Below are 21,442 nucleotides of genomic sequence, written 5' to 3'. Positions count from 1 at the left end.
AGGTCGCTTCTCTTTGTATGCGCCATTGTAGCACGTGTGTAGCCCTACTCGTAAGGGCCATGATGACTTGACGTCATCCCCACCTTCCTCCAGTTTATCACTGGCAGTCTCCTTTGAGTTCCCGGCCGGACCGCTGGCAACAAAGGATAAGGGTTGCGCTCGTTGCGGGACTTAACCCAACATTTCACAACACGAGCTGACGACAGCCATGCAGCACCTGTCTCAGAGTTCCCGAAGGCACCAATCCATCTCTGGAAAGTTCTCTGGATGTCAAGAGTAGGTAAGGTTCTTCGCGTTGCATCGAATTAAACCACATGCTCCACCGCTTGTGCGGGCCCCCGTCAATTCATTTGAGTTTTAACCTTGCGGCCGTACTCCCCAGGCGGTCGACTTAACGCGTTAGCTCCGGAAGCCACGCCTCAAGGGCACAACCTCCAAGTCGACATCGTTTACGGCGTGGACTACCAGGGTATCTAATCCTGTTTGCTCCCCACGCTTTCGCACCTGAGCGTCAGTCTTTGTCCAGGGGGCCGCCTTCGCCACCGGTATTCCTCCAGATCTCTACGCATTTCACCGCTACACCTGGAATTCTACCCCCCTCTACAAGACTCTAGCCTGCCAGTTTCGAATGCAGTTCCCAGGTTGAGCCCGGGGATTTCACATCCGACTTGACAGACCGCCTGCGTGCGCTTTACGCCCAGTAATTCCGATTAACGCTTGCACCCTCCGTATTACCGCGGCTGCTGGCACGGAGTTAGCCGGTGCTTCTTCTGCGGGTAACGTCAATCGACAAGGTTATTAACCTTATCGCCTTCCTCCCCGCTGAAAGTACTTTACAACCCGAAGGCCTTCTTCATACACGCGGCATGGCTGCATCAGGCTTGCGCCCATTGTGCAATATTCCCCACTGCTGCCTCCCGTAGGAGTCTGGACCGTGTCTCAGTTCCAGTGTGGCTGGTCATCCTCTCAGACCAGCTAGGGATCGTCGCCTAGGTGAGCCGTTACCCCACCTACTAGCTAATCCCATCTGGGCACATCTGATGGCAAGAGGCCCGAAGGTCCCCCTCTTTGGTCTTGCGACGTTATGCGGTATTAGCTACCGTTTCCAGTAGTTATCCCCCTCCATCAGGCAGTTTCCCAGACATTACTCACCCGTCCGCCGCTCGTCACCCGAGAGCAAGCTCTCTGTGTTACCGCTCGACTTGCATGTGTTAGGCCTGCCGCCAGCGTTCAATCTGAGCCATGATCAAACTCTTCAATTTAAGTTTGATGCTCGTGAATTAAACTTCGTAATGAATTACGTATGTTCACTCAGAGACTTGGTATTCATTTATTGTCCGAAGACATTAAGAATCCATGTCACTTTGAGTGCCCACACAGATTGTCTGATAAATTGTTAAAGAGCAGTGCAACGCGGCTTTCGCTCACCGTTGCGAGGTGGCGTATATTACGCTTTCCTCTTTCAGAGTCAACCCGTTATTTCAGGATTTTTCTCTTCAACCGAACCGCTTGTTGTGTGAAGTGATTCACATCCGCCGTGTCGATGGAGGCGCATTATAGGGAGCCGCCGAGGAATGACAAGCGGAAAAATGCATTTTTATTTCGACCGCTCACCTTTTCACCAAAAAGGCTATTTTTGGTGCTTTTTAATCTCTTCAGGCAGGTCTGCCAGACTATTAATTACCCAATCTGCTGCATTCTCTGCTTCTGGCGTCACTGGCTTACCGGTGCGAACTAATATTTTGGTCCCAACACCCGCAGCAGCAGCTGCCTGCATATCTTCCAGTTTATCGCCCACCATATAAGAGGCAGCCATATCAATGTGCAGAAATTCCTGCGCAGAGATGAACATCCCCGGATGCGGTTTACGGCAATCACAGGTCTGGCGATACTCTTCAACCGTTCCCTGCGGGTGATGCGGACAATAATAGATGCCGTCGAGATCCACACCGCGATCGGCCAGCGACCAGTCCATCCATTCCGTCAGCGTCTCGAACTGCGCTTCGGTGAATTTACCGCGTGCAATACCGGACTGGTTAGTCACGACCACCAGCGCATAACCCATCTCTTTCAGCTGGCGCATGGCATCTATTGCGCCCTCGATAAACTCGAACTCATCAATCTCATGGACGTAACCATGATCCACATTAATAGTGCCATCACGATCGAGAAAAATTGCGGGTACTGATTTTGCCACCGGTTTGCTCCTGAAAAAGGCATGTTCCGCTAGTATCTCATGAATCGCAGCGCAATAAAGTGCTCATCGCACAGAGTTGGATTGATTTAGACGTCTGGATGCCTTAACATCCGTTTTGTTTACGGTCATCACCCGTATCTGGCAGAAGAAAATGCCACGGCTAACTTACATACGATAAAAATAATCTAATGATTAAACTTTCCAATATCACCAAAGTGTTCCAGCAGGGGAACCGAACCATTCAGGCGCTGAACAACGTCAGCCTGCATGTTCCTGCTGGTCAAATTTATGGCGTCATTGGCGCATCGGGTGCTGGTAAAAGTACACTGATCCGTTGTGTTAACCTGCTAGAGCGTCCAACCCAGGGCAGCGTTGAAGTTGGCGGGCAAGAGCTTACCGCCCTCTCAGAGAAAGAACTCACTAAAGCACGCCGCCAGATTGGCATGATCTTCCAGCACTTCAACCTGCTGGCTTCCCGCACCGTGTTCGGTAACGTCGCATTGCCGCTGGAACTGGACAACACGCCGAAAGAAGAAGTTAAGCGTCGCGTCACCGAACTGCTCGACCTCGTGGGTCTGGGCGACAAACATGATAGCTACCCGGCGAATCTGTCCGGTGGGCAGAAACAGCGTGTGGCCATTGCCCGCGCGCTGGCAAGTAATCCTAAGGTACTGCTGTGTGATGAAGCCACCAGCGCACTGGATCCAGCAACCACGCGCTCGATTCTGGAACTGCTGAAAGACATTAACCGTCGCCTGGGCCTGACGATCCTCCTTATTACGCACGAGATGGATGTAGTGAAACGCATCTGTGACTGCGTGGCGGTCATCAGCAACGGTGAACTGATCGAGCAGGACACGGTAAGTGAAGTGTTCTCGCATCCGAAAACTCCGCTGGCGCAGCAGTTTATTCAGTCCACGCTGCATCTGGATATTCCGGAAGATTATCTGGAACGCCTGAAAACAGAACCAGCAGCAGACAGCGTCCCAATGCTGCGTATGGAATTCACCGGTCAGTCCGTTGACGCCCCGCTGCTTTCCGAAACTGCCCGTCGCTTTAACGTGAACAACAACATCATTAGCGCGCAGATGGATTACGCCGGTGGCGTGAAGTTCGGCATCATGCTGACGGAAATGCACGGCACACAAGAAGAAACCCAGGCGGCAATTGCCTGGCTGCAAGAACACCATGTAAAAGTAGAGGTACTGGGTTATGTCTGAGCCGATGATGTGGCTGCTGGTTCGCGGCGTTTGGGAAACGCTGGCAATGACCTTTGTATCGGGCTTCTTTGGTTTTGTGATTGGCCTGCCGGTCGGCGTGCTGCTGTACGTCACGCGTCCGGGTCAAATCATTGAGAACTCGAAGCTGTACCGTACGCTCTCTGCGCTGGTGAATATCTTCCGTTCCATCCCGTTCATTATTCTGCTGGTGTGGATGATTCCATTTACCCGCGTGATCGTCGGCACGTCTATCGGTCTGCAGGCGGCCATCGTTCCGCTGACCGTGGGTGCAGCGCCGTTTATCGCCCGTATGGTGGAAAACGCCCTGCTGGAGATCCCAACCGGTTTGATCGAAGCCTCACGAGCAATGGGCGCAACGCCAATGCAAATTGTACGCAAAGTGCTGCTGCCTGAAGCGTTGCCTGGCCTGGTGAACGCAGCGACCATTACGCTTATTACGCTGGTCGGCTATTCCGCGATGGGTGGCGCCGTGGGCGCTGGCGGTTTAGGCCAGATCGGCTATCAATATGGTTATATTGGTTATAACGCTACCGTAATGAATACCGTTCTGGTATTGCTGGTTGTGCTGGTTTACTTAATCCAATTCTCTGGCGATCGCATCGTCCGGGCTGTTACTCACAAATAACGTTACACACAACACAAACTCGACGAGTTAAGGATAAAACATGGCGTTTAAATTAAAGACCCTTGCAGCGGTAGGCGCGCTGATCGGCTCTCTGGCACTGGTGGGTTGCGGTCAGGACGAAAAAGATCCAAACCACATTAAAGTGGGCGTTATCGTGGGTGCTGAGCAGCAGGTTGCTGAAGTTGCGCAGAAAGTAGCGAAAGAAAAATATGGTCTGGACGTTGAGCTGGTGACCTTCAACGATTACGTGCTGCCGAACGAAGCGCTGAGCAAAGGCGATATCGACGCCAACGCCTTCCAGCACAAACCATACCTGGATCAGCAAATCAAAGATCGCGGCTATAAACTGGTTGCAGCCGGTAACACCTTCGTTTACCCGATTGCCGGTTACTCGAAAAAAATCAAATCGCTTGATGAACTGCAGCCTGGCTCCCAGGTCGCGATCCCTAACGACCCAACAAACCTTGGTCGCTCCCTGCTGCTGCTGCAGAAAGTGGGCCTGATTAAACTGAAAGACGGCGTGGGCCTGCTGCCGACTGCTCTGGACGTTATCGAGAATCCGAAAAATCTGAAACTGGTTGAACTGGAAGCGCCGCAGTTGCCGCGTTCACTGGACGATGCACAGATCGCGCTGGCGGTGATCAACACCACTTACGCCAGCCAGATCGGCCTGACCCCTGCGAAAGACGGCATCTTCGTTGAAGATAAAGACTCCCCGTACGTCAACCTGATCGTGACTCGCGAAGACAACAAAGACGCGGAAAACGTGAAGAAATTTGTTCAGGCTTATCAGTCTGACGAGGTTTACCAGGAAGCCAACAAGGTGTTTAACGGCGGTGCTGTTAAAGGCTGGTAATCTCCTCTCAGTGTAATATCATCAGGACGGGCTTATGCCCGTCTTGTCATTTATGCAGGCAACTGATTCAATATCTGTTGTTTTGATTATCCATTGAGGAACTATTATGCGTGCTTTACCGATCTGTCTCTTAGCACTCATGCTGAGCGGCTGTTCTATGCTAAGCAGATCTCCTGTTGAACCTGTTCAAAGCACAGCAACCCCGCCAAAAGCGGAGCCAGCAAAACCGAAAGCGCCTCGCCCTGCACCGGTACGCATTATTACTAAAGCCGACGATCTCGTGGGCAAGCCATTCCGTGAACTGGGTGAAGTGAGCGGCGAATCCTGCCAGGCGACCAATCAGGACTCTCCTCCAAACATTCCAACGGCCCGCAAGCGTATGCAGATTAACGCGTCAAAAATGAAAGCCAACGCGGTGCTGCTGCACAGCTGTGAAGTGACCAGCGGTACGCCAGGATGTTATCGTCAGGCAGTTTGTATCGGTTCTGCACTAAACATTACGGCGAAATGAGTGCATTTCAGTTTGAGCAAATAGGCGTTATCCACTCTCCTTATAAAGAGAAATTCGCCGTACCGCGCCAGCCAGGTCTGGTCACGCGGGGCGGCGGTGAGCTTCATCTGATCGCGCCCTACAATCAGGCCGATGCGGTACGCGGGCTCGACGCCTTCAGCCATCTGTGGGTTGTCTTTGTGTTTCACCAGACCATGGAAGGTGGCTGGCGCCCAACGGTGCGCCCTCCCCGTCTGGGAGGAAATGCCAGAATGGGCGTTTTCGCCACCCGTTCGACCTTTCGCCCCAACCCCATCGGCATGTCGCTGGTTGAACTGAAAGGTATACGCTGTCAGAAGGATCAGGTGATCCTCGAGTTAGGCAGCCTTGACCTGGTTGACGGCACGCCGGTTATTGACATCAAACCGTATTTGCCTTTCGCCGAAGCGCTGCCGGACGCCCGGGCAAGTTATGCTCAGGATGCACCACAGGCCGATATGCCGGTACACTTCACGCCTGAGCTCACCGTCCAGATGCATCAGCTCGAAAAGCGTTATCCCCATCTTCGGGACTTTATCGTTGAAGTGCTGGCGCAGGACCCTCGTCCCGCCTACCGTAAAGAAGAGGAAGCCGGGAAAACCTATGCCGTCTGGCTGTTGGATTTTAACGTGCGCTGGCGCGTTACCGGGGAAGGTTTTGAAGTGTTTGCCCTTGAACCCAGGTAATTTTAACCTCCTCTCTTTTGGCATCTTTGCCACACTGGTAAACTAAACCACTTTTTTTGTGTCAGGTTGGCCTTTCAGCCAGCCCTACTCGTCGAAACGGAACCGTAACAACATGCGTACTAGCCAATATCTGCTCTCCACTTTAAAGGAGACACCTGCCGACGCCGAGGTGATCAGCCACCAGCTGATGCTGCGCGCCGGGATGATCCGCAAGCTGGCCTCCGGGTTATACACCTGGCTGCCGACCGGCGTGCGCGTCCTGAAAAAAGTCGAAAACATCGTGCGTGAAGAGATGAACAACGCCGGTGCTATCGAGGTGTTAATGCCGGTCGTTCAGCCCTCTGAGCTGTGGCAGGAGAGCGGTCGCTGGGAGCAGTACGGTCCGGAGCTGCTGCGTATTGCCGATCGCGGCGATCGTCCGTTTGTTCTCGGCCCAACGCATGAAGAAGTCATTACCGATCTGATCCGTAATGAGCTGAGCTCATACAAACAGCTGCCGCTGAACTTCTTCCAGATCCAGACCAAGTTCCGTGACGAAGTGCGTCCACGCTTTGGCGTGATGCGCTCTCGCGAGTTCCTGATGAAAGATGCCTACTCTTTCCATACGTCTCAGGAATCGCTGCAAGAGACTTACGACGCCATGTACGCGGCATACAGCAAAATCTTCTCCCGCATGGGTCTGGATTTCCGTGCAGTGCAGGCTGATACCGGATCCATCGGCGGTAGCGCATCCCATGAGTTCCAGGTACTGGCGCAGAGCGGTGAAGACGATGTGATCTTCTCTGACTCTTCAGACTACGCGGCGAATATCGAATTTGCAGAAGCGCTGGCGCCAAAAGAGCCACGCGGTGCGGCAACGCAAGAGATGACGCTGGTTGATACGCCAAACGCGAAAACCATCGCCGAGCTGGTTGAGCAGTTCAACCTGCCGATTGAGAAAACGGTAAAAACCTTGCTGGTGAAATCCACCGAAGGTAGTGCATACCCGCTGGTTGCCCTGCTGGTCCGTGGCGATCACGAGCTGAACGAAGTGAAAGCCGAGAAGCTGCCGCAGGTTGCCAGCCCGCTGACCTTCGCCACGGAAGCGGAAATCCGCGCCGTTGTGAATGCGGGTCCAGGTTCTCTGGGTCCAGTTAATCTGCCGGTTCCGGTTGTTATTGACCGCACGGTTGCCGCGATGAGCGACTTCTCTGCTGGCGCAAACATCGACGGTAAGCACTACTTCGGCATCAACTGGGATCGCGACGTGGCGACGCCAGAAGTGGCAGACATCCGTAACGTGGTCGCAGGCGATCCAAGCCCGGACGGCCAGGGTACGCTGATGATCAAACGCGGTATCGAAGTGGGTCATATCTTCCAGTTGGGAGACAAATACTCCCGCGCGATGAACGCTGCCGTTCAGGGCGAAGATGGTCGTAACCAGGTTCTGACAATGGGCTGCTACGGTATCGGGGTAACGCGCGTGGTAGCTGCTGCTATCGAGCAAAACTACGACGAGCGCGGCATCGTCTGGCCTGACAACATCGCACCGTTCCAGGTTGCGATTCTGCCAATGAACATGCACAAGTCTTACCGCGTGCAGGAACTGGCCGAGAAGCTGTATGCCGAGCTGCGCGATCAGGGTATCGAAGTGCTGATGGATGACCGTAAAGAGCGTCCTGGCGTGATGTTTGCTGATATGGAACTGATCGGTATTCCGCACACCATTGTCATCGGCGACCGTAACCTCGACAGCGACGAGATTGAATACAAATACCGTCGCAGCGGCGAGAAACAGATGATCAAGACTGGCGACATTCTTGATTACCTGGTGAAAGCCATTAAAGGTTAAGAAACAAAAAACCCCGCTCCGGCGGGGTTTTTTAATGGCACTACGTCAGCTTATTTACTGTCGCAGTTTTTACCTGCAACAAATTTCGCGTCTTTATCGGCCACAAGCGTTTTCACCATCTCACCGCTGTCCGGATTCGGCTCCAGGGTAAAGTGACCATCCACCGTCAGCAGAACCGGCTTGCTGTCATTGCCGCGCGCCACGGCGTAATCACGCTCCAGCTGAGCGTTGTTTGCCACGCTGACTTTCTTACCGGTGGCGCAATCGGTGAAGATTGCCGCATCAGCCATATAGAAATACATACCCCGCATCGCCATAGGCGTGGCAGGCAGTGCCGCTTTTACCGGGGCGAGCGTGTAGTTGAACTGAGACTCAATCGGATTGCCTTCACGGTCAAGCATCTCCATGCTGTCACCTTTAGGGCGGAACCAGGTTTTCTCCCCGGTCGTATCCGTCAGGACCAGCTTCTCAGCCGTACGTGCCCAGGTTCCGTAAGTCGCAAACGAAGAAGGCTCTTTCGCGCCCTGATAGCGCTGGTTCATTACCCAGGTGCCATCTTTTTGCAGGAACAGGGATGTTTCGATGCCCTCGCAGTCTGCACAAGGCAATACGCCACGCCAGCTCTGCTGCATCGGCTTCAATTCTTCCGTTTGCGTAGGCTGTAGTACCTGCGTTTCCGAACGGTTGTTACACCCAAAAAGCGCAAACAGCGTACTCACTGCCAGCGCTGACCATAATGCTTTTTTCACAATGAATTCCTTATGAAAGGTGTGTTCCCTTTCGTCACTCTGTAGGGCGACGAACTTTACCGCGTAGTGCTTTCACTGTGGATTTCTGCGCCTTTGACGATAGCCGACGCTCTTTCGATGCACGCGTGGGCCGCGTTGCCCGGCGGCTTTTCTGCACGGTCGTTAATTCTTTAATCATCGCCACCAGCCTCGCTATCGCCGCTTCCCGGTTTAACTCCTGGCTGCGGTACTCCTGCGCTTTAATCACAATGACGCCATCGCTGGTGATCAGATGATGGCTGGCGGCAAGCAGGCTTTCTTTATAATACTCTGGCAGGCTGGAGGCCCGAATGTCAAAGCGCAAATGGATAGCCGTTGAGGCCTTGTTAACGTGCTGACCGCCCGCGCCCTGCGCCCGAATGGCGGTAATCTCCAGCTCGTTATCCGGAATGCTGACGTTTCGGGACAAAACAATCATGACGCCGGTTGCCACGCCACTAAATGGATTTCCAGATTATTCTGAGAATCAGAAAGCCAGATCGCACCGTCCTGAATCGTCGCCTGCAGGACCATCGTTCTGCCAGCAAACTCGCTCAGTTGCGCCAGCTGCTCATCATCCAGATACCAGACGGTGAGGTTTTTAAACTGTCCGCACTTGCTCTTGTTTTGCTGCCACCAGATCTCCGCAGCGCGTTGATTATACGCGAATAACGCCACCTCTGCGGACTGGGTGCATGCCTTTTTAATCCTGCGCTCATCCGGCAGGCCAAGCTCAATCCACAAATCGATACCGAGATGATCGTTGCGCAGCCAGGCTTCGGGTTCATCTTCCGCACTCAAACCACGCGTAAATTGCAAACGCTCGTCGGCGTATTTAATCCACGCCAGCAGGCGCAGCATCATGCGCTCCTGGGTTTCAGAGGGGTGACGCGCCAGCGTCAATGACGCATCGAGGAACTGGTTGCGGTCAAGATCCGCCACGTTGACCACAGCTTTATAAATTGTCGCTTTCAGCGCCATCAGAGAACTCCTTTCGATTCAGGCGGACATTGTAGCGAAAACCGCAGCAAAACGCTGTTACGAGGTGATGAATAGTGCGCTATCAAGGCGCTGATATTGCTTAAATGAGTATGGTATAGTCACCTTGCTAAACCGAGTTTATCTTCGTAGGCTTAATGATATCTCACAGTAAGTCAGTGCGCTGGCGGGAGGGGATGTGAATAATTATTGTGAGTTAATTCGCAAACGGTATGCGGAAATCGCCAGCGGCGATCTGGGATATGTCCCGGACGCGTTGGGCTGTGTATTGAAGGTGCTTAATGAAGTGGCCTCTGATGAGAGCCTTTCAGAGTCGGTCAGGGAAAAAGCAGCGTATGCTGCGGCGAATTTACTGGTGAGCGATTATGTCGATGAATGATACTTATCAACCCATCAATTGTGATGACTATGACAACCTCGAACTCGCCTGCCAGCATCATTTAATACTGACGCTGGAGCTAAAAGATGGCGAAGTGTTGAAGGCGAAAGCCAGCGATTTGGTTTCACGTAAGAATGTGGAATATCTGATAGTGGAAGATGCCGGCGCGACGCGCGAGCTTCGTCTGGACAAAATCGCCAGCTTCAGCCACCCGGAAATCGGTACTGTGGTGGTAAGCGAATCCTGATGAAATTCACGGGCAGCCCGGCTGCCCGTTACGCATTCCACTCAAACGAAACGCCCTTTTCTACCCACCCTTCTTCAGTGATGAACACGCCCACAGCGGCAATAAGCGTCTCACCATAAAACAGCAGCGGTGTGGTATCGCGCAGCCAGGGCGGCACATTGTTCTCCTGCCAGATTTTCTTCAGCTTTCGTCCGCCATTGCGCCCGACGATATGCAGCAAACCACAGGCTTTAAAACGCACCGTAACGGGCTCATCCGCTTCTGGCAGGCGTACGTGACCGGTATTCGTCAGGGATACGCTACCCGCGCCAGCGGGTAATGTCAGCGCTTCTCCCACGCAGGGCCAGTCGAGAACAACATCAGAAAGGGAAGAACGGGATTTTACCCACCACAGTTTGCCCTGATAGCGCCTGACCTCGAAGCCGTTCAGGTAGACGCTCGGTGTGGCATCTTCTCGCGCCTGCGCCACTTCATCCCATATTCTGCCGAGCATCGCTCGTGACGGCATGACGGCATGATGAGAGGCCAACCAGCGGCGTAAAACCGCAGCACGGCGTACTGCACTCATCGCTTCCAGCGGCGAAATTGCCAGCGCCCCCTCAGAGGAAATCAGCTCGGCCAGCTCTTCACTCAGCAACTCATCCAGCAGGCTCTCCTGCTCGGCACAGAGCGTGGCGCTCCTGGCCGTCGCTTCAGCAAAGTGCTCCCAGCGTTCGGTCAGCAGCGGCAAGACGCGCAGACGCAGGAAGTTACGATCGTAGCTGTCGTCTTGATTGCTCTCGTCCTCAATCCAGCTCAGCTGATGTTCATGCGCCCAGGATTCAAGAGAAGCACGTGTTTCACCCAGCAGCGGGCGGATTAATTCGGTTTCGGCAAAACGCGCGCGCTCAGGCATGGCCGATAACCCCGCCGGACCACTGCCCCGCTTTAGCGCGAGCAAAAAGGTTTCGCACTGATCGTCAAGATGCTGCGCCGTAACCAGCGCTTCACCGTTCTTAAGCGCGCGGGTAAAAGCGGCATAGCGGGCCTTGCGCGCCTGCGCCTCAATACCCAGCCCTTCGTCCTGGAGAGTCACGCGTTCAACTATCAACGGGATGTTCCACGCCTTACAGAGGGCTTCACAGTGCGCTACCCATGCATCAGCATGAGGACTTAACCCGTGATGGATATGCATCGCCCGGAGCTGGACGTCAGGCTCCTGGTCACGCCAGAGCTTAAGGCGATGGAGCAAAACGGTGGAATCCAGCCCACCGCTAAACCCCACCAGCAGTTGGCGGTACGGTGAAACGGCTTGTGCGATAGCGGGTAAGGTCATAGGAATTACACATAAAAAATGCCCGGACTAAGCGGGCATTATCACACATGACGGCGATTACTGCTGGTAAAGCTCCAGCGGCAGGCCATCAGGGTCATTGAAAAAGGTAAAACGCTTGTCGGTGAACGGATCGACGCGTATCGCTTCGCACATCACGCCGTGAGATTCCAGATGTTTGACCGCGCTATTCAGGTCATCAACGCTAAAGGCCAGATGGCGCAGGCCGCAGGCTTCCGGACGTGAAGGACGCGCAGGCGGAAAAGGAAATGAGAACAGCTCAATCACATATTGCCCGTTTAACGCCAGATCGCCCTTCCAGGAGTCGCGCTCCTCGCGGTAAGCCTCACTGAGCAGCGTAAAGCCAAGGATATCGCAGTAGAAGGACTTACTTTTCGCGTAATCGGTCGCAATAATCGCAATATGATGAACAGCTTTTAAACCCAGCATAGCTTCTCCTTTTTATGATGCCTGAACGTTACAACCGAAAACCCGAACCTTGCAAGCGGTCACCTTTATTTTAGGACTCGCACCCAGTACACGCCCTGCTCATCGCGCTTCGCACCGTGGATATCCGTCTCAAAACCGGGATAGTGACGCCCTACCGAACAGAGCATCAGCAGGAAATCGAGCACCGCCCGGCTCTCTTCGGTAATCATCTCTCCCGGCATCAGGAGCGGAACGCCCGGTGGATAAGGCAGGATCATGTTGGCCGACACCCGCCCGACCAAATTTTCCAACTCGATGGTTTCCACCTCACCTTTCACCTGCCTCTGCCACGCTTTGTGCGGCGTGAGTTTCATCTCCGGTAGGACATCAAACGCCTGCAGCATCAGGCGCGGCAGGTCGTGCTGGCGGATCAGCTTGTGGATCCCCTGAGCCAGATCCTGAATACGCATATTACGGTAGAAGTCAGGATCCTCTGCGTAGAGATCCGGGAGCATGTTCTTCACCCGCAGGTTGAGATCGTAGGCGCGCTTAAACTCCATCAGGCCGCGCAACAACCCCATCGCGCGGGTTTTGTCGATCCCGATGCTGAACAGGAACAGCAGGTTATACGGCCCGGTTTTCTCCACCACCACGCCGCGCTCGTCCAGGAACTTCGCCACCAGCGCGGCGGGGATCCCTTCATCACCCATAACGCCCTGCTCGTCCATGCCCGGCGTCAGGATCGTCACTTTGACCGGATCGAGGAACATGTGGTCGGCATCGGCATCCCGGAAACCATGCCAGCCTTCGCCGGGCAAGACGGGCCAGCATTCTGCTTCATCAATCTCTTCCGGCTGCCAGATATCAAAGAACCAGCCGTCGGCTTCATCTTTCAGCCGCTGAATTTCTTTGCGGAAATGCAGCGCGCGCTCCACCGAGCGGTTGATCAGGCGTTTGCCCGGATTGCCGCGCAGCATAGCTGCCGCCGTTTCAATCGAGGCAACCAGCGGATAGCTCGGCGAGGTGGTGGTGTGCATCATAAAGGCTTCGTTAAACGTATCTTCGTCATACTCACCTTTAATGTGGATCAACGAAGCCTGCGAAAACGCGGCCAGCATTTTATGCGTCGACTGCGTTTCGAAGAACACTTTGCCCGGCACGCGCTCACCGCTCATCCCACTTTTACCCGAATAAATCGGGTGGAAGTTGGTGTAGGGTACCCATGCGGAATCGAAGTGGATCGACGGCACGTCGAGCGTCTTTTTGATCCAGTTGGTGTTGTACAGCAGGCCGTCGTAGGTGGAGTTAGTGATCACCGCATGGACAGGCCAGCTTGCGCCAGGAATTGCCGCAACCTTACCTTCAATGGCTTCATGGGTGAACTCCCGGCGCGGAATGCCGCCAAGAATACCGAGCGCGTTGCGCGTGGGTGACAGCCAGAGCGGCACGACGTCGCTCATCATCAGCAGATGCGCCAGCGATTTATGGCAGTTACGGTCAATCAGCAAGGTACTGCCTGCAGGGGCTGCGTACATCCCGACGATTTTGTTCGAGGTCGAGGTGCCGTTGGTCACCATATAGCTCTGCTCTGCGCCAAAGGTACGGGCGATATACTCTTCAGCTTCAAGATGCGGGCCGGTGTGATCCAGCAGAGAGCCTAATTCGGTGACTGAAATCGACACGTCCGCTTTCAACGTGTTGCCGCCGAAGAAATCATAGAACAGACAGCCCACCGGGCTTTTTTGATAGGCCGTTCCCGCCATATGGCCGGGCGTACAGAAGGTATATTTGCCCTCTTTCACGTAGGTGAAGAGCGCGCGGGTAAACGGCGGCGTGATGTTATCAAGATATTCCCCCGTGTACTGCTGAATACGGGTTGCAATATCGTCCGCCACGCCGAGCGAATATTCGAAGAACCACAGCGCCATTCGCATATCATTGGCGCTAACGTCCATCGTTGAGTGGGTATTGATGAACGCATACAGCGGGAGATACTCGTTCAGCTTGTTGATATCGCTGCACAGTTCGAGGTCATATTCATCCCAGTCGAAGATCACGCCGCAGATACGCGGATTGTGCTCGATAAACTTCAGCAGGTCGGCACTGTTGTGCGGCCAGATCAGCTGATACCCGCGCGATTGCAGGGCTTGCTCCAGCTCCTTAATCGGCTCATCTTTATAAAAGACGCCATGTGGCCCCATAATGGCAATGATATTCATGGGCTTACTCCTTAAAAAACATTAGCTAAGCATAGATCGGCTAAACCGCAGGTATAAAAAAAGCCGCAACAGTGTGCGGCTTTTCAGATAATTGTGAAGCTTACGCGTAACCGTAGGTCATCAGACGCTGGTAGCGACGGTTGAGCAGATCGTCTTTGCTCAGCACGTCCAGATCCGCCAGGTCAGCCAGCAGCTGAGCTTTCAGGGAAGCGGCCATCACTTCCGGCTTACGATGCGCACCACCCAGCGGTTCCGGGATGATGGAGTCGATCAGCTTAAGCTCTTTCAGGCGCGGCGCAATGATGCCCATCGCTTCTGCAGCCAGCGGCGCTTTGTCGGCGCTTTTCCACAGAATGGACGCGCAGCCTTCCGGGGAGATAACGGAATAGGTGCTGTACTGCAGCATATTCACTTTATCGCCCACGCCAATCGCCAGCGCACCGCCGGAACCACCCTCGCCGATAACGGTACAGATGACCGGCACCTTCAGACGAGACATCTCGCGCAGGTTGCGCGCGATGGCTTCAGACTGACCGCGCTCTTCCGCGCCCACGCCAGGGTATGCACCTGGGGTGTCGATGAAGGTGATGATTGGCATGTTGAAACGCTCAGCCATCTCCATCAGACGCAGGGCCTTACGGTAGCCTTCTGGTGCTGGCATACCGAAGTTACGACGGATTTTCTCTTTGGTTTCACGGCCTTTCTGATGACCAATGATCATCACCGGACGTCCGTCCAGACGCGCGATACCGCCAACGATAGCTTTATCGTCAGCGTATGCGCGATCGCCTGCCAGTTCGTCAAATTCGTCAAACGCCAGGCGGACATAATCCAGGGTGTACGGACGCTGTGGATGGCGTGCCAGCTGGGCCACCTGCCATGCGCCGAGATCGGCAAAGATTTTGCGCGTCAGTTCTACGCTTTTCTCGCGGAGACGATGCACTTCTTCGTCGATGTTAATATCCAGTTTTTCATCCTGACGGCTTACCGCTGTCAGAGAATCGATTTTCGCTTCCAGCTCTGCAATCGGCTGTTCGAAATCAAGGAAATTCAGACTCATAGTATTCCTGTATTAGTCAAACTCCAGTTCCACCTGCTCCGAACCAATGAGGCCACGGAGATCGTTCAGTAAACGATCGCTCGGAGAGACACGCCACGTTGCACCAAAGCGCAACCGCGCACGTGCATCCGCCCTCTGATAGTAGAGATGTACTGGAATGGTCCCCGAGCGGTGGGGTTCCAGAGACTGACGGAGTCGGTTTAAAAGCTGGTCATCAATTTGCCTGTCCGTCAGCGAGATAGCAAGCCCGCGAGCATATTTTTCCCGGGCTTCGTCAATGTCCATCACTTCGCGGGCGGTCATTTTAAGCCCCCCGCTGAAGTCATCAAAGCTGACCTGTCCGCTGACGATAAGTATGCGGTCTTTTTCCAGCAATTGCTGGTATTTATCCAGCGCGTCGGTGAATAACATCACCTCCAGACGCCCGGAACGGTCATCCAGCGTACAGATGCCGATACGATTGCCGCGCTTGGTGACCATTACCCTTGCAGCAATCACAAGCCCCGCAGCCGTGGTGATTTTACCACGATCTGTCGGATGCATGTCTTTTAGCCTGTGGCCGCCGACATAGCGCTCAATTTCTTTGATGTACTGGTTGATCGGGTGCCCCGTCAGGTACAAGCCTAACGTTTCACGCTCCCCATCCAGTACCACCTGTTCTGGCCACGGCTGGCAGTTGGAATAAGACTGCTCGATCTGCTCTGGCTCTTCCGCCAGTACGCCAAACATATCCGCCTGACCAATGGCTTCCGCTTTTGCATGCTGGTCCGCCGCTTTCAGGGCGTCGCCCAGCGAGTTCATCAGCGCGGCGCGGTGCGGTCCCAGCCTGTCAAACGCCCCGGACATGATCAGTTTTTCCAGCACGCGGCGGTTCAGCTTTTTGGTATCGGTACGGGCGCAAAGATCGAACAGCTCGCGGAAATACCCGCCGTTGTTACGCGCTTCGATGATCGCCTCGATCGGGCCTTCACCCACGCCTTTGATCGCGCCGATCCCGTACACGATCTCCCCGTCGTCGTTGACGTGGAAATGGTAGAGCCCCGAGTTAATGTCCGGCGGCAGGATCTTCAGCCCCATGCGCCAGCATTCGTCCACCAGGCCAACCACCTTCTCGGTGTTGTCCATATCGGCCGTCATTACCGCCGCCATAAACTCAGCAGGATAGTGCGCTTTCAGCCACAGCGTTTGATACGACACCAAAGCATAGGCGGCGGAGTGGGATTTGTTAAATCCGTACCCGGCGAATTTCTCCACCAGGTCGAAGATTTTCATCGCCAGCTCGCCGTCTACGCCGTTTTTCTTCGCCCCGTCTTCAAAGATAGAGCGCTGCTTGGCCATCTCTTCCGGCTTTTTCTTACCCATCGCACGACGCAGCATGTCCGCGCCGCCGAGCGTATAGCCGGAAAGCACCTGGGCAATCTGCATCACCTGTTCCTGATACAGGATGATGCCGTAGGTTGGCTCCAGCACCGGCTTCAGGCTTTCGTGCTGCCACTGAACGTCCGGATAGGAAATCTCTTCGCGCCCGTGCTTACGGTCAATAAAGTTATCTACCATCCCCGACTGCAGCGGGCCCGGACGGAACAGGGCCACCAGTGCGATCATATCTTCGAAGCAGTCAGGCTGCAGACGTTTAATCAGATCTTTCATGCCGCGGGATTCAAGCTGGAAGACGGCGGTAGTCTCCGAGCGCTGCAGCATGTCGAAACTTTTTTTGTCATCCAGCGGGATGGCAGCGATGTCTATTGGCTCAAGGCCTTGCTTTTCCCGGCGCGGGTTGATCATCTTCAACGCCCAGTCGATGATCGTCAACGTACGCAGGCCAAGGAAGTCGAACTTCACCAGCCCGGCGTATTCTACGTCGTTCTTATCGAACTGGGTAACCGGGTGCTGGCCCGCTTCATCGCAGTAAAGCGGCGCGAAGTCGGTAATTTTGGTCGGGGCGATAACCACGCCCCCCGCATGCTTACCGGCGTTACGCGTGACGCCTTCCAGCTTGCGCGCCATGTCGATCAGGGCTTTGACTTCTTCGTCGGCTTCGTAAATCTCCGGCAACTGAGGCTCGGCCTCAAACGCTTTTGCCAGCGTCATGCCCGGATCGGGCGGCACCAGCTTAGAAATACGATCGACAAACCCGTACGGGTGGCCCAGCACGCGGCCGACGTCACGGATAACCGCTTTCGCCGCCATCGTACCGAAGGTAATAATCTGCGATACCGCATCACGGCCGTACATATCGGCGACGTGCTCGATCACCTGGTCACGTTTCTCCATGCAGAAGTCGACGTCAAAGTCGGGCATGGAAACACGTTCCGGGTTAAGGAAGCGTTCGAACAGCAGGTCAAATTCCAGAGGGTCGAGATCGGTAATTTTAAGCGCATAGGCCACAAGCGATCCCGCACCGGAACCACGGCCCGGGCCTACCGGCACGCCGTTATCCTTCGACCACTGGATAAACTCCATAACGATCAGGAAGTAGCCGGGGAAACCCATCTGGTTGATCACCTGGAGTTCAATATCCAGACGTTCATCGTACGGTGGGCGTTTCTCTTTGCGAACGGCTTCATCCGGGAACAGGAATTCCAGACGCTCTTCCAGACCTTCCTTCGATTTTACGACCAGGAAATCTTCCGTGGTCATATCACCCGTCGGGAACTGCGGCAGGAAGTACTCGCCGAGACGCACGGTGACGTTACAGCGCTTTGCTATTTCAACGCTGTTTTCCAGCGCTTCCGGGATGTCCGAGAAGAGCTCACACATCTCCTCTTCGTTGCGCATATACTGCTGAGAGGAGTAGTTACGCGGACGTTTAGGATCGTCGAGGGTGAAGCCATCATGGATTGCCACGCGAATTTCATGTGCGTCGAAATCGCCCGCTTCGAGGAAACGGACATCGTTGGTGGCCACCACAGGCAAACCACGCTCTTCGGCAAGCGCCACGGCGGCATGCAGATAGCTCTCTTCGTCCGCACGCCCGGTGCGGATCAGCTCGAGATAGTAGCGATCCGGGAAATACTCTTCGTAGAACGAGACGCACTGATCCACCAGCGCACTGTTGCCGCGCAGCAGACACTTGCCGACATCGCCCATGCGACCGCCGGAAATCAGCAGCAGGCCTTCGTTCAGCTCTGCCAGCCAGTCACGGTCGATCCACGGACCCATCGCACCATATCCACGCTGATAGGCTTTAGAGATAAGCAGGGTAAGGTTCTGATAACCGGTGTTGTTCATCGCCAACACGGAGATCTGCGTCATCTCATCGCCGAGCAGCTCGCTCTGGACATGAAAATCCGCGCCGACAATTGGCTTTAACCCGGCGCCATGCGCGGTTCCGTAGAACTTCACCAGGCCACACAGGTTGGTAAAATCGGTGATCGCCAGCGCAGGCATGCCAAGCGCGGCCGCCTTTTTTACCAGCGGTCCGGTCTTTGCCAGCCCATCGATCATGGAGTAGTCGCTATGCACCCGCAGGTGTACGAAACGTGGTTCAGCCATCTTCAGATTCCGCGTTACTTAATTGCTTGCGTATTGATTCAGGACACCCGTCCCAGCGCGCGTTTCACCGGGCCAAAGCTACGACGGTGGTGTTCGGTTGCGCCATGTTCAGCCAGCCTTTCCAGATGGAAAGGTGTGGGATACCCCTTATGCTGGGCAAAACCATACTGCGGGTAAGTGAGGTCCAGCGCGGCCATTTCGGCGTCGCGCGTCACTTTGGCAATAATAGAAGCTGCGCTAATTTCTGCGACCCGGCTATCGCCTTTGACGACCGCCATCGAAGGCATAGGCAATGCCGGACAGCGGTTGCCGTCAATCAGGACATATTCCGGGGAAATTTTCAGGCCCGCTACCGCACGCTGCATCGCCAGCATCGTGGCATGCAAAATATTCAGCTCGTCTATTTCATGCGGTTCAGCGCGCCCCAGGCTCCAGGCCAGCGCCTTCTCCTGAATCTCACTAAACAGCGCCAGCCGGCGCTTTTCAGACAATTTTTTAGAGTCGTTCAGTCCGATAATCGGACGAGCCGGATCGAGGATCACCGCGGCGGTCACCACAGCCCCCACTAACGGACCACGGCCCACTTCGTCGACGCCCGCCACAAGGCGAGTGTGAGGATAAACAAATTCCATCATTTTGCTAGCTCCAGCACCGCATCCGCCGCTTGCTCATCAGCATTACAGCGGATCAGTTGATGCAGTTCGCGGAAGGTATCGTGCATCTGGTGGCTGGTCTTGCCGTTTGCCAGCAGCGGCAGCAGTGCATCCGCGAGCGCCTGCGGCTGGCACTCATCCTGCAACAGCTCTTTCACCAGCTCGCGACCGGCAAGCAGGTTTGGCAGGGAGACATAATCCGTTTTCACCAGACGTTTTGCCAGCCAGAAGGTGAACGGCTTCATGCGATAACCGACCACCATCGGGCATTTCGCCAGCATACACTCCAGCGCCGCCGTACCGGAGGCCAGCAGCGCGGCATCGCTCGCATACATCGCTTCACGCCCTTTTCCGTCCAGAAGACGGACGTGAAGATCCGGGGCAACTTCCGCTTTGATGCGCTCAAACTGCTCGCGGCGTTTGGCATTCACCAGCGGCACGACCACTTCAAGATCGGGATAGGTATGGCGAAGAATTTGCGCTGTTTTGAGGAAATCGGCGCTCAGCATTTCAACTTCAGCGCCACGGCTACCCGGCAGCAGCGCCAGGCAGTGCACATCATGCGGGATGCCCAGCGCGTCGCGCGCCGCGTTTTTATCCGGATCCAATGGCATCGCATCCGCCATGGTATGACCGATAAAACGGCACGGAACATTAAATCTGTCGTAAAACGCTTTTTCGAAAGGCAGGAAAGCCAGCACCAGGTTGGTGGACCGTCCGATTTTGAAAACGCGTTTCTGTCGCCACGCCCAGACGGACGGACTGACGTAATGAATGGTTTTGATCCCCTGCTTTTTCAAATTCCCTTCAAGGGTTATGTTGAAATCAGGCGCATCGATACCGACAAACACATCAGGTTTGAGGTCGGTAAAACGGCGGGTGAGATCGGCACGAATATGCAGCAAACGGCGCAGACGCCCCAGGACCTCAACGATGCCCATCACGGCGAGCTCTTCCATCTCATACCAGGCTTCACAGCCTTCGGCCTGCATCAGTGGGCCAGCAACGCCGACAAAGCGCGCATTAGGTACACGAGCTTTTAGCGCGCGGATGAGACCGGCACCAAGAATATCGCCGGAGGTTTCTCCGGCGACCAGGGCTATCGTAAGCGGACGACTGTCGACCATTAACGAATCAGACCCCTTGTTGAACGGTCAAAGAATTCCATGAACGCGTTCACTTCCGGGTGCTTATTCGCCAGTTCGGCAATTTCCGGCTTCGCCTCTTCCAGCGTTTTCCCGCTACGGTACAGCAGTTTGTACGCGTTGCGGATGGCTGTAATCGCTTCGCGGCTAAAGCCACGACGCTTGAGGCCTTCGATGTTCACGCCAAACGGCGTGGCATGGTTACCCTGCGCAATAACGTAAGGTGGGACGTCTTGCGCCACACCTGAGCAGCCGCCGACCATCACGTGTGCACCAATGATGCAGAACTGATGAACTGCGGTCATGCCACCGATAATTGCGAAATCATCAACCGATACGTGTCCCGCCAGCGTTGCGTTGTTGGCGAGGATACAGCGGTCACCCACGGTACAGTCGTGCGCGATATGCGCATTAACCATAAACAGGTTGTCGCTGCCTACCTTCGTCAACCCACCGCCCTGTACTGTTCCACGATGAATGGTGACGCTTTCGCGAATACGGTTACGATCGCCAATTTCCAGACGGGTCGATTCACCAGCATATTTCAGATCCTGGTTAACTTCACCGATGGAAGCGAACTGATAAATCTCGTTATTGCAGCCGATGGTCGTGTGACCATTCACCACAACGTGAGATTTCAGTACTGTACCCTCACCAATTTCGACATGGGGTCCAACAATACAGAACGGGCCAACGTGGACGTTAGCACCAATGATGGCACCGGTTTCCACAATGGCAGTAGGATGAATAAAGGCAGATTTATCAATCACGT

20 protein-coding genes and 1 rRNA gene are annotated in these 21,442 nt (G+C 54.7%); 8 read left to right on the top strand and 13 right to left on the bottom strand.

All coding sequences use genetic code 11. The features are described 5' to 3' along the window. Both K5E19_RS14185 and gmhB read right to left on the bottom strand, forming a co-directional pair. Positions 1-1,262 (bottom strand): 16S ribosomal RNA (locus K5E19_RS14185); the annotation flags it as partial. A 368-nt stretch (positions 1,263-1,630) separates the two neighbouring features. Next, positions 1,631-2,197, bottom strand: coding sequence for a D-glycero-beta-D-manno-heptose 1,7-bisphosphate 7-phosphatase (gene gmhB / locus K5E19_RS14180; protein ID WP_218308585.1), 567 nt, complete (start codon positions 2,195-2,197; stop codon positions 1,631-1,633). A gap of 188 nt (positions 2,198-2,385) precedes the next feature. On the opposite strand from gmhB, the gene metN reads away from it, so the two are divergent. The 6 genes from metN (at position 2,386) to proS (ending at position 7,965) form a co-directional block, all read left to right on the top strand. Continuing rightward, positions 2,386-3,417, top strand: a complete 1,032-nt coding sequence (gene metN / locus K5E19_RS14175) for a methionine ABC transporter ATP-binding protein MetN (RefSeq protein WP_023310475.1) — start codon at positions 2,386-2,388, stop codon at positions 3,415-3,417. After that, positions 3,410-4,063, top strand: coding sequence for a methionine ABC transporter permease MetI (locus K5E19_RS14170; RefSeq protein WP_221551783.1), 654 nt, complete (start codon positions 3,410-3,412; stop codon positions 4,061-4,063). Before metN ends, K5E19_RS14170 begins: the two co-directional genes overlap by 8 nt. Before the next feature lie 40 nt (positions 4,064-4,103). Further along, on the top strand, positions 4,104-4,919 hold the full coding sequence (metQ, locus tag K5E19_RS14165; protein WP_010426661.1) for a methionine ABC transporter substrate-binding lipoprotein MetQ: 816 nt from the start codon (positions 4,104-4,106) through the stop codon (positions 4,917-4,919). Between the two features lie 106 nt (positions 4,920-5,025). Next, on the top strand, positions 5,026-5,430 hold the full coding sequence (gene rcsF, locus K5E19_RS14160; protein WP_010426664.1) for an Rcs stress response system protein RcsF: 405 nt from the start codon (positions 5,026-5,028) through the stop codon (positions 5,428-5,430). Further along, a complete protein-coding gene (tsaA, locus tag K5E19_RS14155; protein ID WP_221551782.1) occupies positions 5,427-6,134 on the top strand; it encodes a tRNA (N6-threonylcarbamoyladenosine(37)-N6)-methyltransferase TrmO in 708 nt (235 codons plus the stop codon). Before rcsF ends, tsaA begins: the two co-directional genes overlap by 4 nt. 112 nt (positions 6,135-6,246) lie before the next feature. After that, positions 6,247-7,965 carry a proline--tRNA ligase gene (gene proS / locus K5E19_RS14150; RefSeq protein ID WP_221551780.1) on the top strand — a complete coding sequence of 573 codons (1,719 nt, stop codon included), beginning with the start codon at positions 6,247-6,249 and terminating at the stop codon, positions 7,963-7,965. A 50-nt stretch (positions 7,966-8,015) separates the two neighbouring features. Here the strand turns inward: proS and nlpE are convergent, their stop codons facing one another. The 3 genes from nlpE to K5E19_RS14135 are packed head-to-tail and all read right to left on the bottom strand — an operon-like array spanning position 8,016 to position 9,713. Continuing rightward, complete coding sequence (gene nlpE / locus K5E19_RS14145) at positions 8,016-8,714, bottom strand: envelope stress response activation lipoprotein NlpE (RefSeq protein ID WP_221551778.1); 699 nt, start codon at positions 8,712-8,714, stop codon at positions 8,016-8,018. Between the two features lie 34 nt (positions 8,715-8,748). Beyond that, on the bottom strand, positions 8,749-9,171 hold the full coding sequence (gene arfB, locus K5E19_RS14140) for an alternative ribosome rescue aminoacyl-tRNA hydrolase ArfB (RefSeq protein ID WP_089599130.1): 423 nt from the start codon (positions 9,169-9,171) through the stop codon (positions 8,749-8,751). Continuing rightward, complete coding sequence (locus K5E19_RS14135; protein ID WP_221551776.1) at positions 9,168-9,713, bottom strand: YaeQ family protein; 546 nt, start codon at positions 9,711-9,713, stop codon at positions 9,168-9,170. The genes arfB and K5E19_RS14135 overlap by 4 nt, the downstream gene beginning before the upstream one ends. 196 nt (positions 9,714-9,909) lie before the next feature. Here K5E19_RS14135 and K5E19_RS14130 point away from each other — a divergent pair, with 196 nt between their 5' ends. Continuing rightward, complete coding sequence (locus K5E19_RS14130; protein ID WP_008501889.1) at positions 9,910-10,110, top strand: YaeP family protein; 201 nt, start codon at positions 9,910-9,912, stop codon at positions 10,108-10,110. After that, positions 10,097-10,357, top strand: a complete 261-nt coding sequence (gene rof, locus K5E19_RS14125; RefSeq protein WP_010426685.1) for a Rho-binding antiterminator — start codon at positions 10,097-10,099, stop codon at positions 10,355-10,357. Before K5E19_RS14130 ends, rof begins: the two co-directional genes overlap by 14 nt. Before the next feature lie 28 nt (positions 10,358-10,385). On the opposite strand, the gene tilS is transcribed toward rof, so the two are convergent. From tilS to lpxA, 8 genes are all read right to left on the bottom strand, one after another. Further along, entirely contained in the window at positions 10,386-11,672 is a 1,287-nt protein-coding gene (tilS, locus tag K5E19_RS14120) for a tRNA lysidine(34) synthetase TilS (RefSeq protein ID WP_221551774.1), read from the bottom strand. Between the two features lie 57 nt (positions 11,673-11,729). Next, on the bottom strand, positions 11,730-12,119 hold the full coding sequence (locus tag K5E19_RS14115; RefSeq protein WP_214594861.1) for a VOC family protein: 390 nt from the start codon (positions 12,117-12,119) through the stop codon (positions 11,730-11,732). Between the two features lie 65 nt (positions 12,120-12,184). After that, positions 12,185-14,317, bottom strand: a complete 2,133-nt coding sequence (locus tag K5E19_RS14110) for a lysine decarboxylase LdcC (RefSeq protein ID WP_221551772.1) — start codon at positions 14,315-14,317, stop codon at positions 12,185-12,187. Positions 14,318-14,417: 100 nt separating this feature from the next. Continuing rightward, on the bottom strand, positions 14,418-15,377 hold the full coding sequence (gene accA / locus K5E19_RS14105; protein WP_023310466.1) for an acetyl-CoA carboxylase carboxyl transferase subunit alpha: 960 nt from the start codon (positions 15,375-15,377) through the stop codon (positions 14,418-14,420). A 12-nt stretch (positions 15,378-15,389) separates the two neighbouring features. Next, on the bottom strand, positions 15,390-18,872 hold the full coding sequence (dnaE, locus tag K5E19_RS14100) for a DNA polymerase III subunit alpha (RefSeq protein WP_221551770.1): 3,483 nt from the start codon (positions 18,870-18,872) through the stop codon (positions 15,390-15,392). Positions 18,873-18,910: 38 nt separating this feature from the next. Continuing rightward, positions 18,911-19,507, bottom strand: coding sequence for a ribonuclease HII (gene rnhB / locus K5E19_RS14095; protein WP_024907528.1), 597 nt, complete (start codon positions 19,505-19,507; stop codon positions 18,911-18,913). Continuing rightward, the gene (gene lpxB / locus K5E19_RS14090; RefSeq protein WP_221551768.1) at positions 19,504-20,652 is read right to left on the bottom strand and encodes a lipid-A-disaccharide synthase; all 1,149 of its coding nucleotides are present in this window, start codon (positions 20,650-20,652) and stop codon (positions 19,504-19,506) included. The genes rnhB and lpxB overlap by 4 nt, the downstream gene beginning before the upstream one ends. Continuing rightward, positions 20,652-21,440 carry an acyl-ACP--UDP-N-acetylglucosamine O-acyltransferase gene (lpxA, locus tag K5E19_RS14085; protein ID WP_029741198.1) on the bottom strand — a complete coding sequence of 263 codons (789 nt, stop codon included), beginning with the start codon at positions 21,438-21,440 and terminating at the stop codon, positions 20,652-20,654. The genes lpxB and lpxA overlap by 1 nt, the downstream gene beginning before the upstream one ends. Positions 21,441-21,442 lie beyond the last annotated feature (2 nt).

The sequence above is a fragment of the Enterobacter sp. RIT637 genome (genome assembly GCF_019718755.1).
Classification (GTDB): Bacteria; Pseudomonadota; Gammaproteobacteria; order Enterobacterales; family Enterobacteriaceae; genus Enterobacter.
The sequence above is the reverse complement of the archived record's forward strand: the minus strand, read 5'-3'. Positions and strand labels throughout refer to the sequence as shown.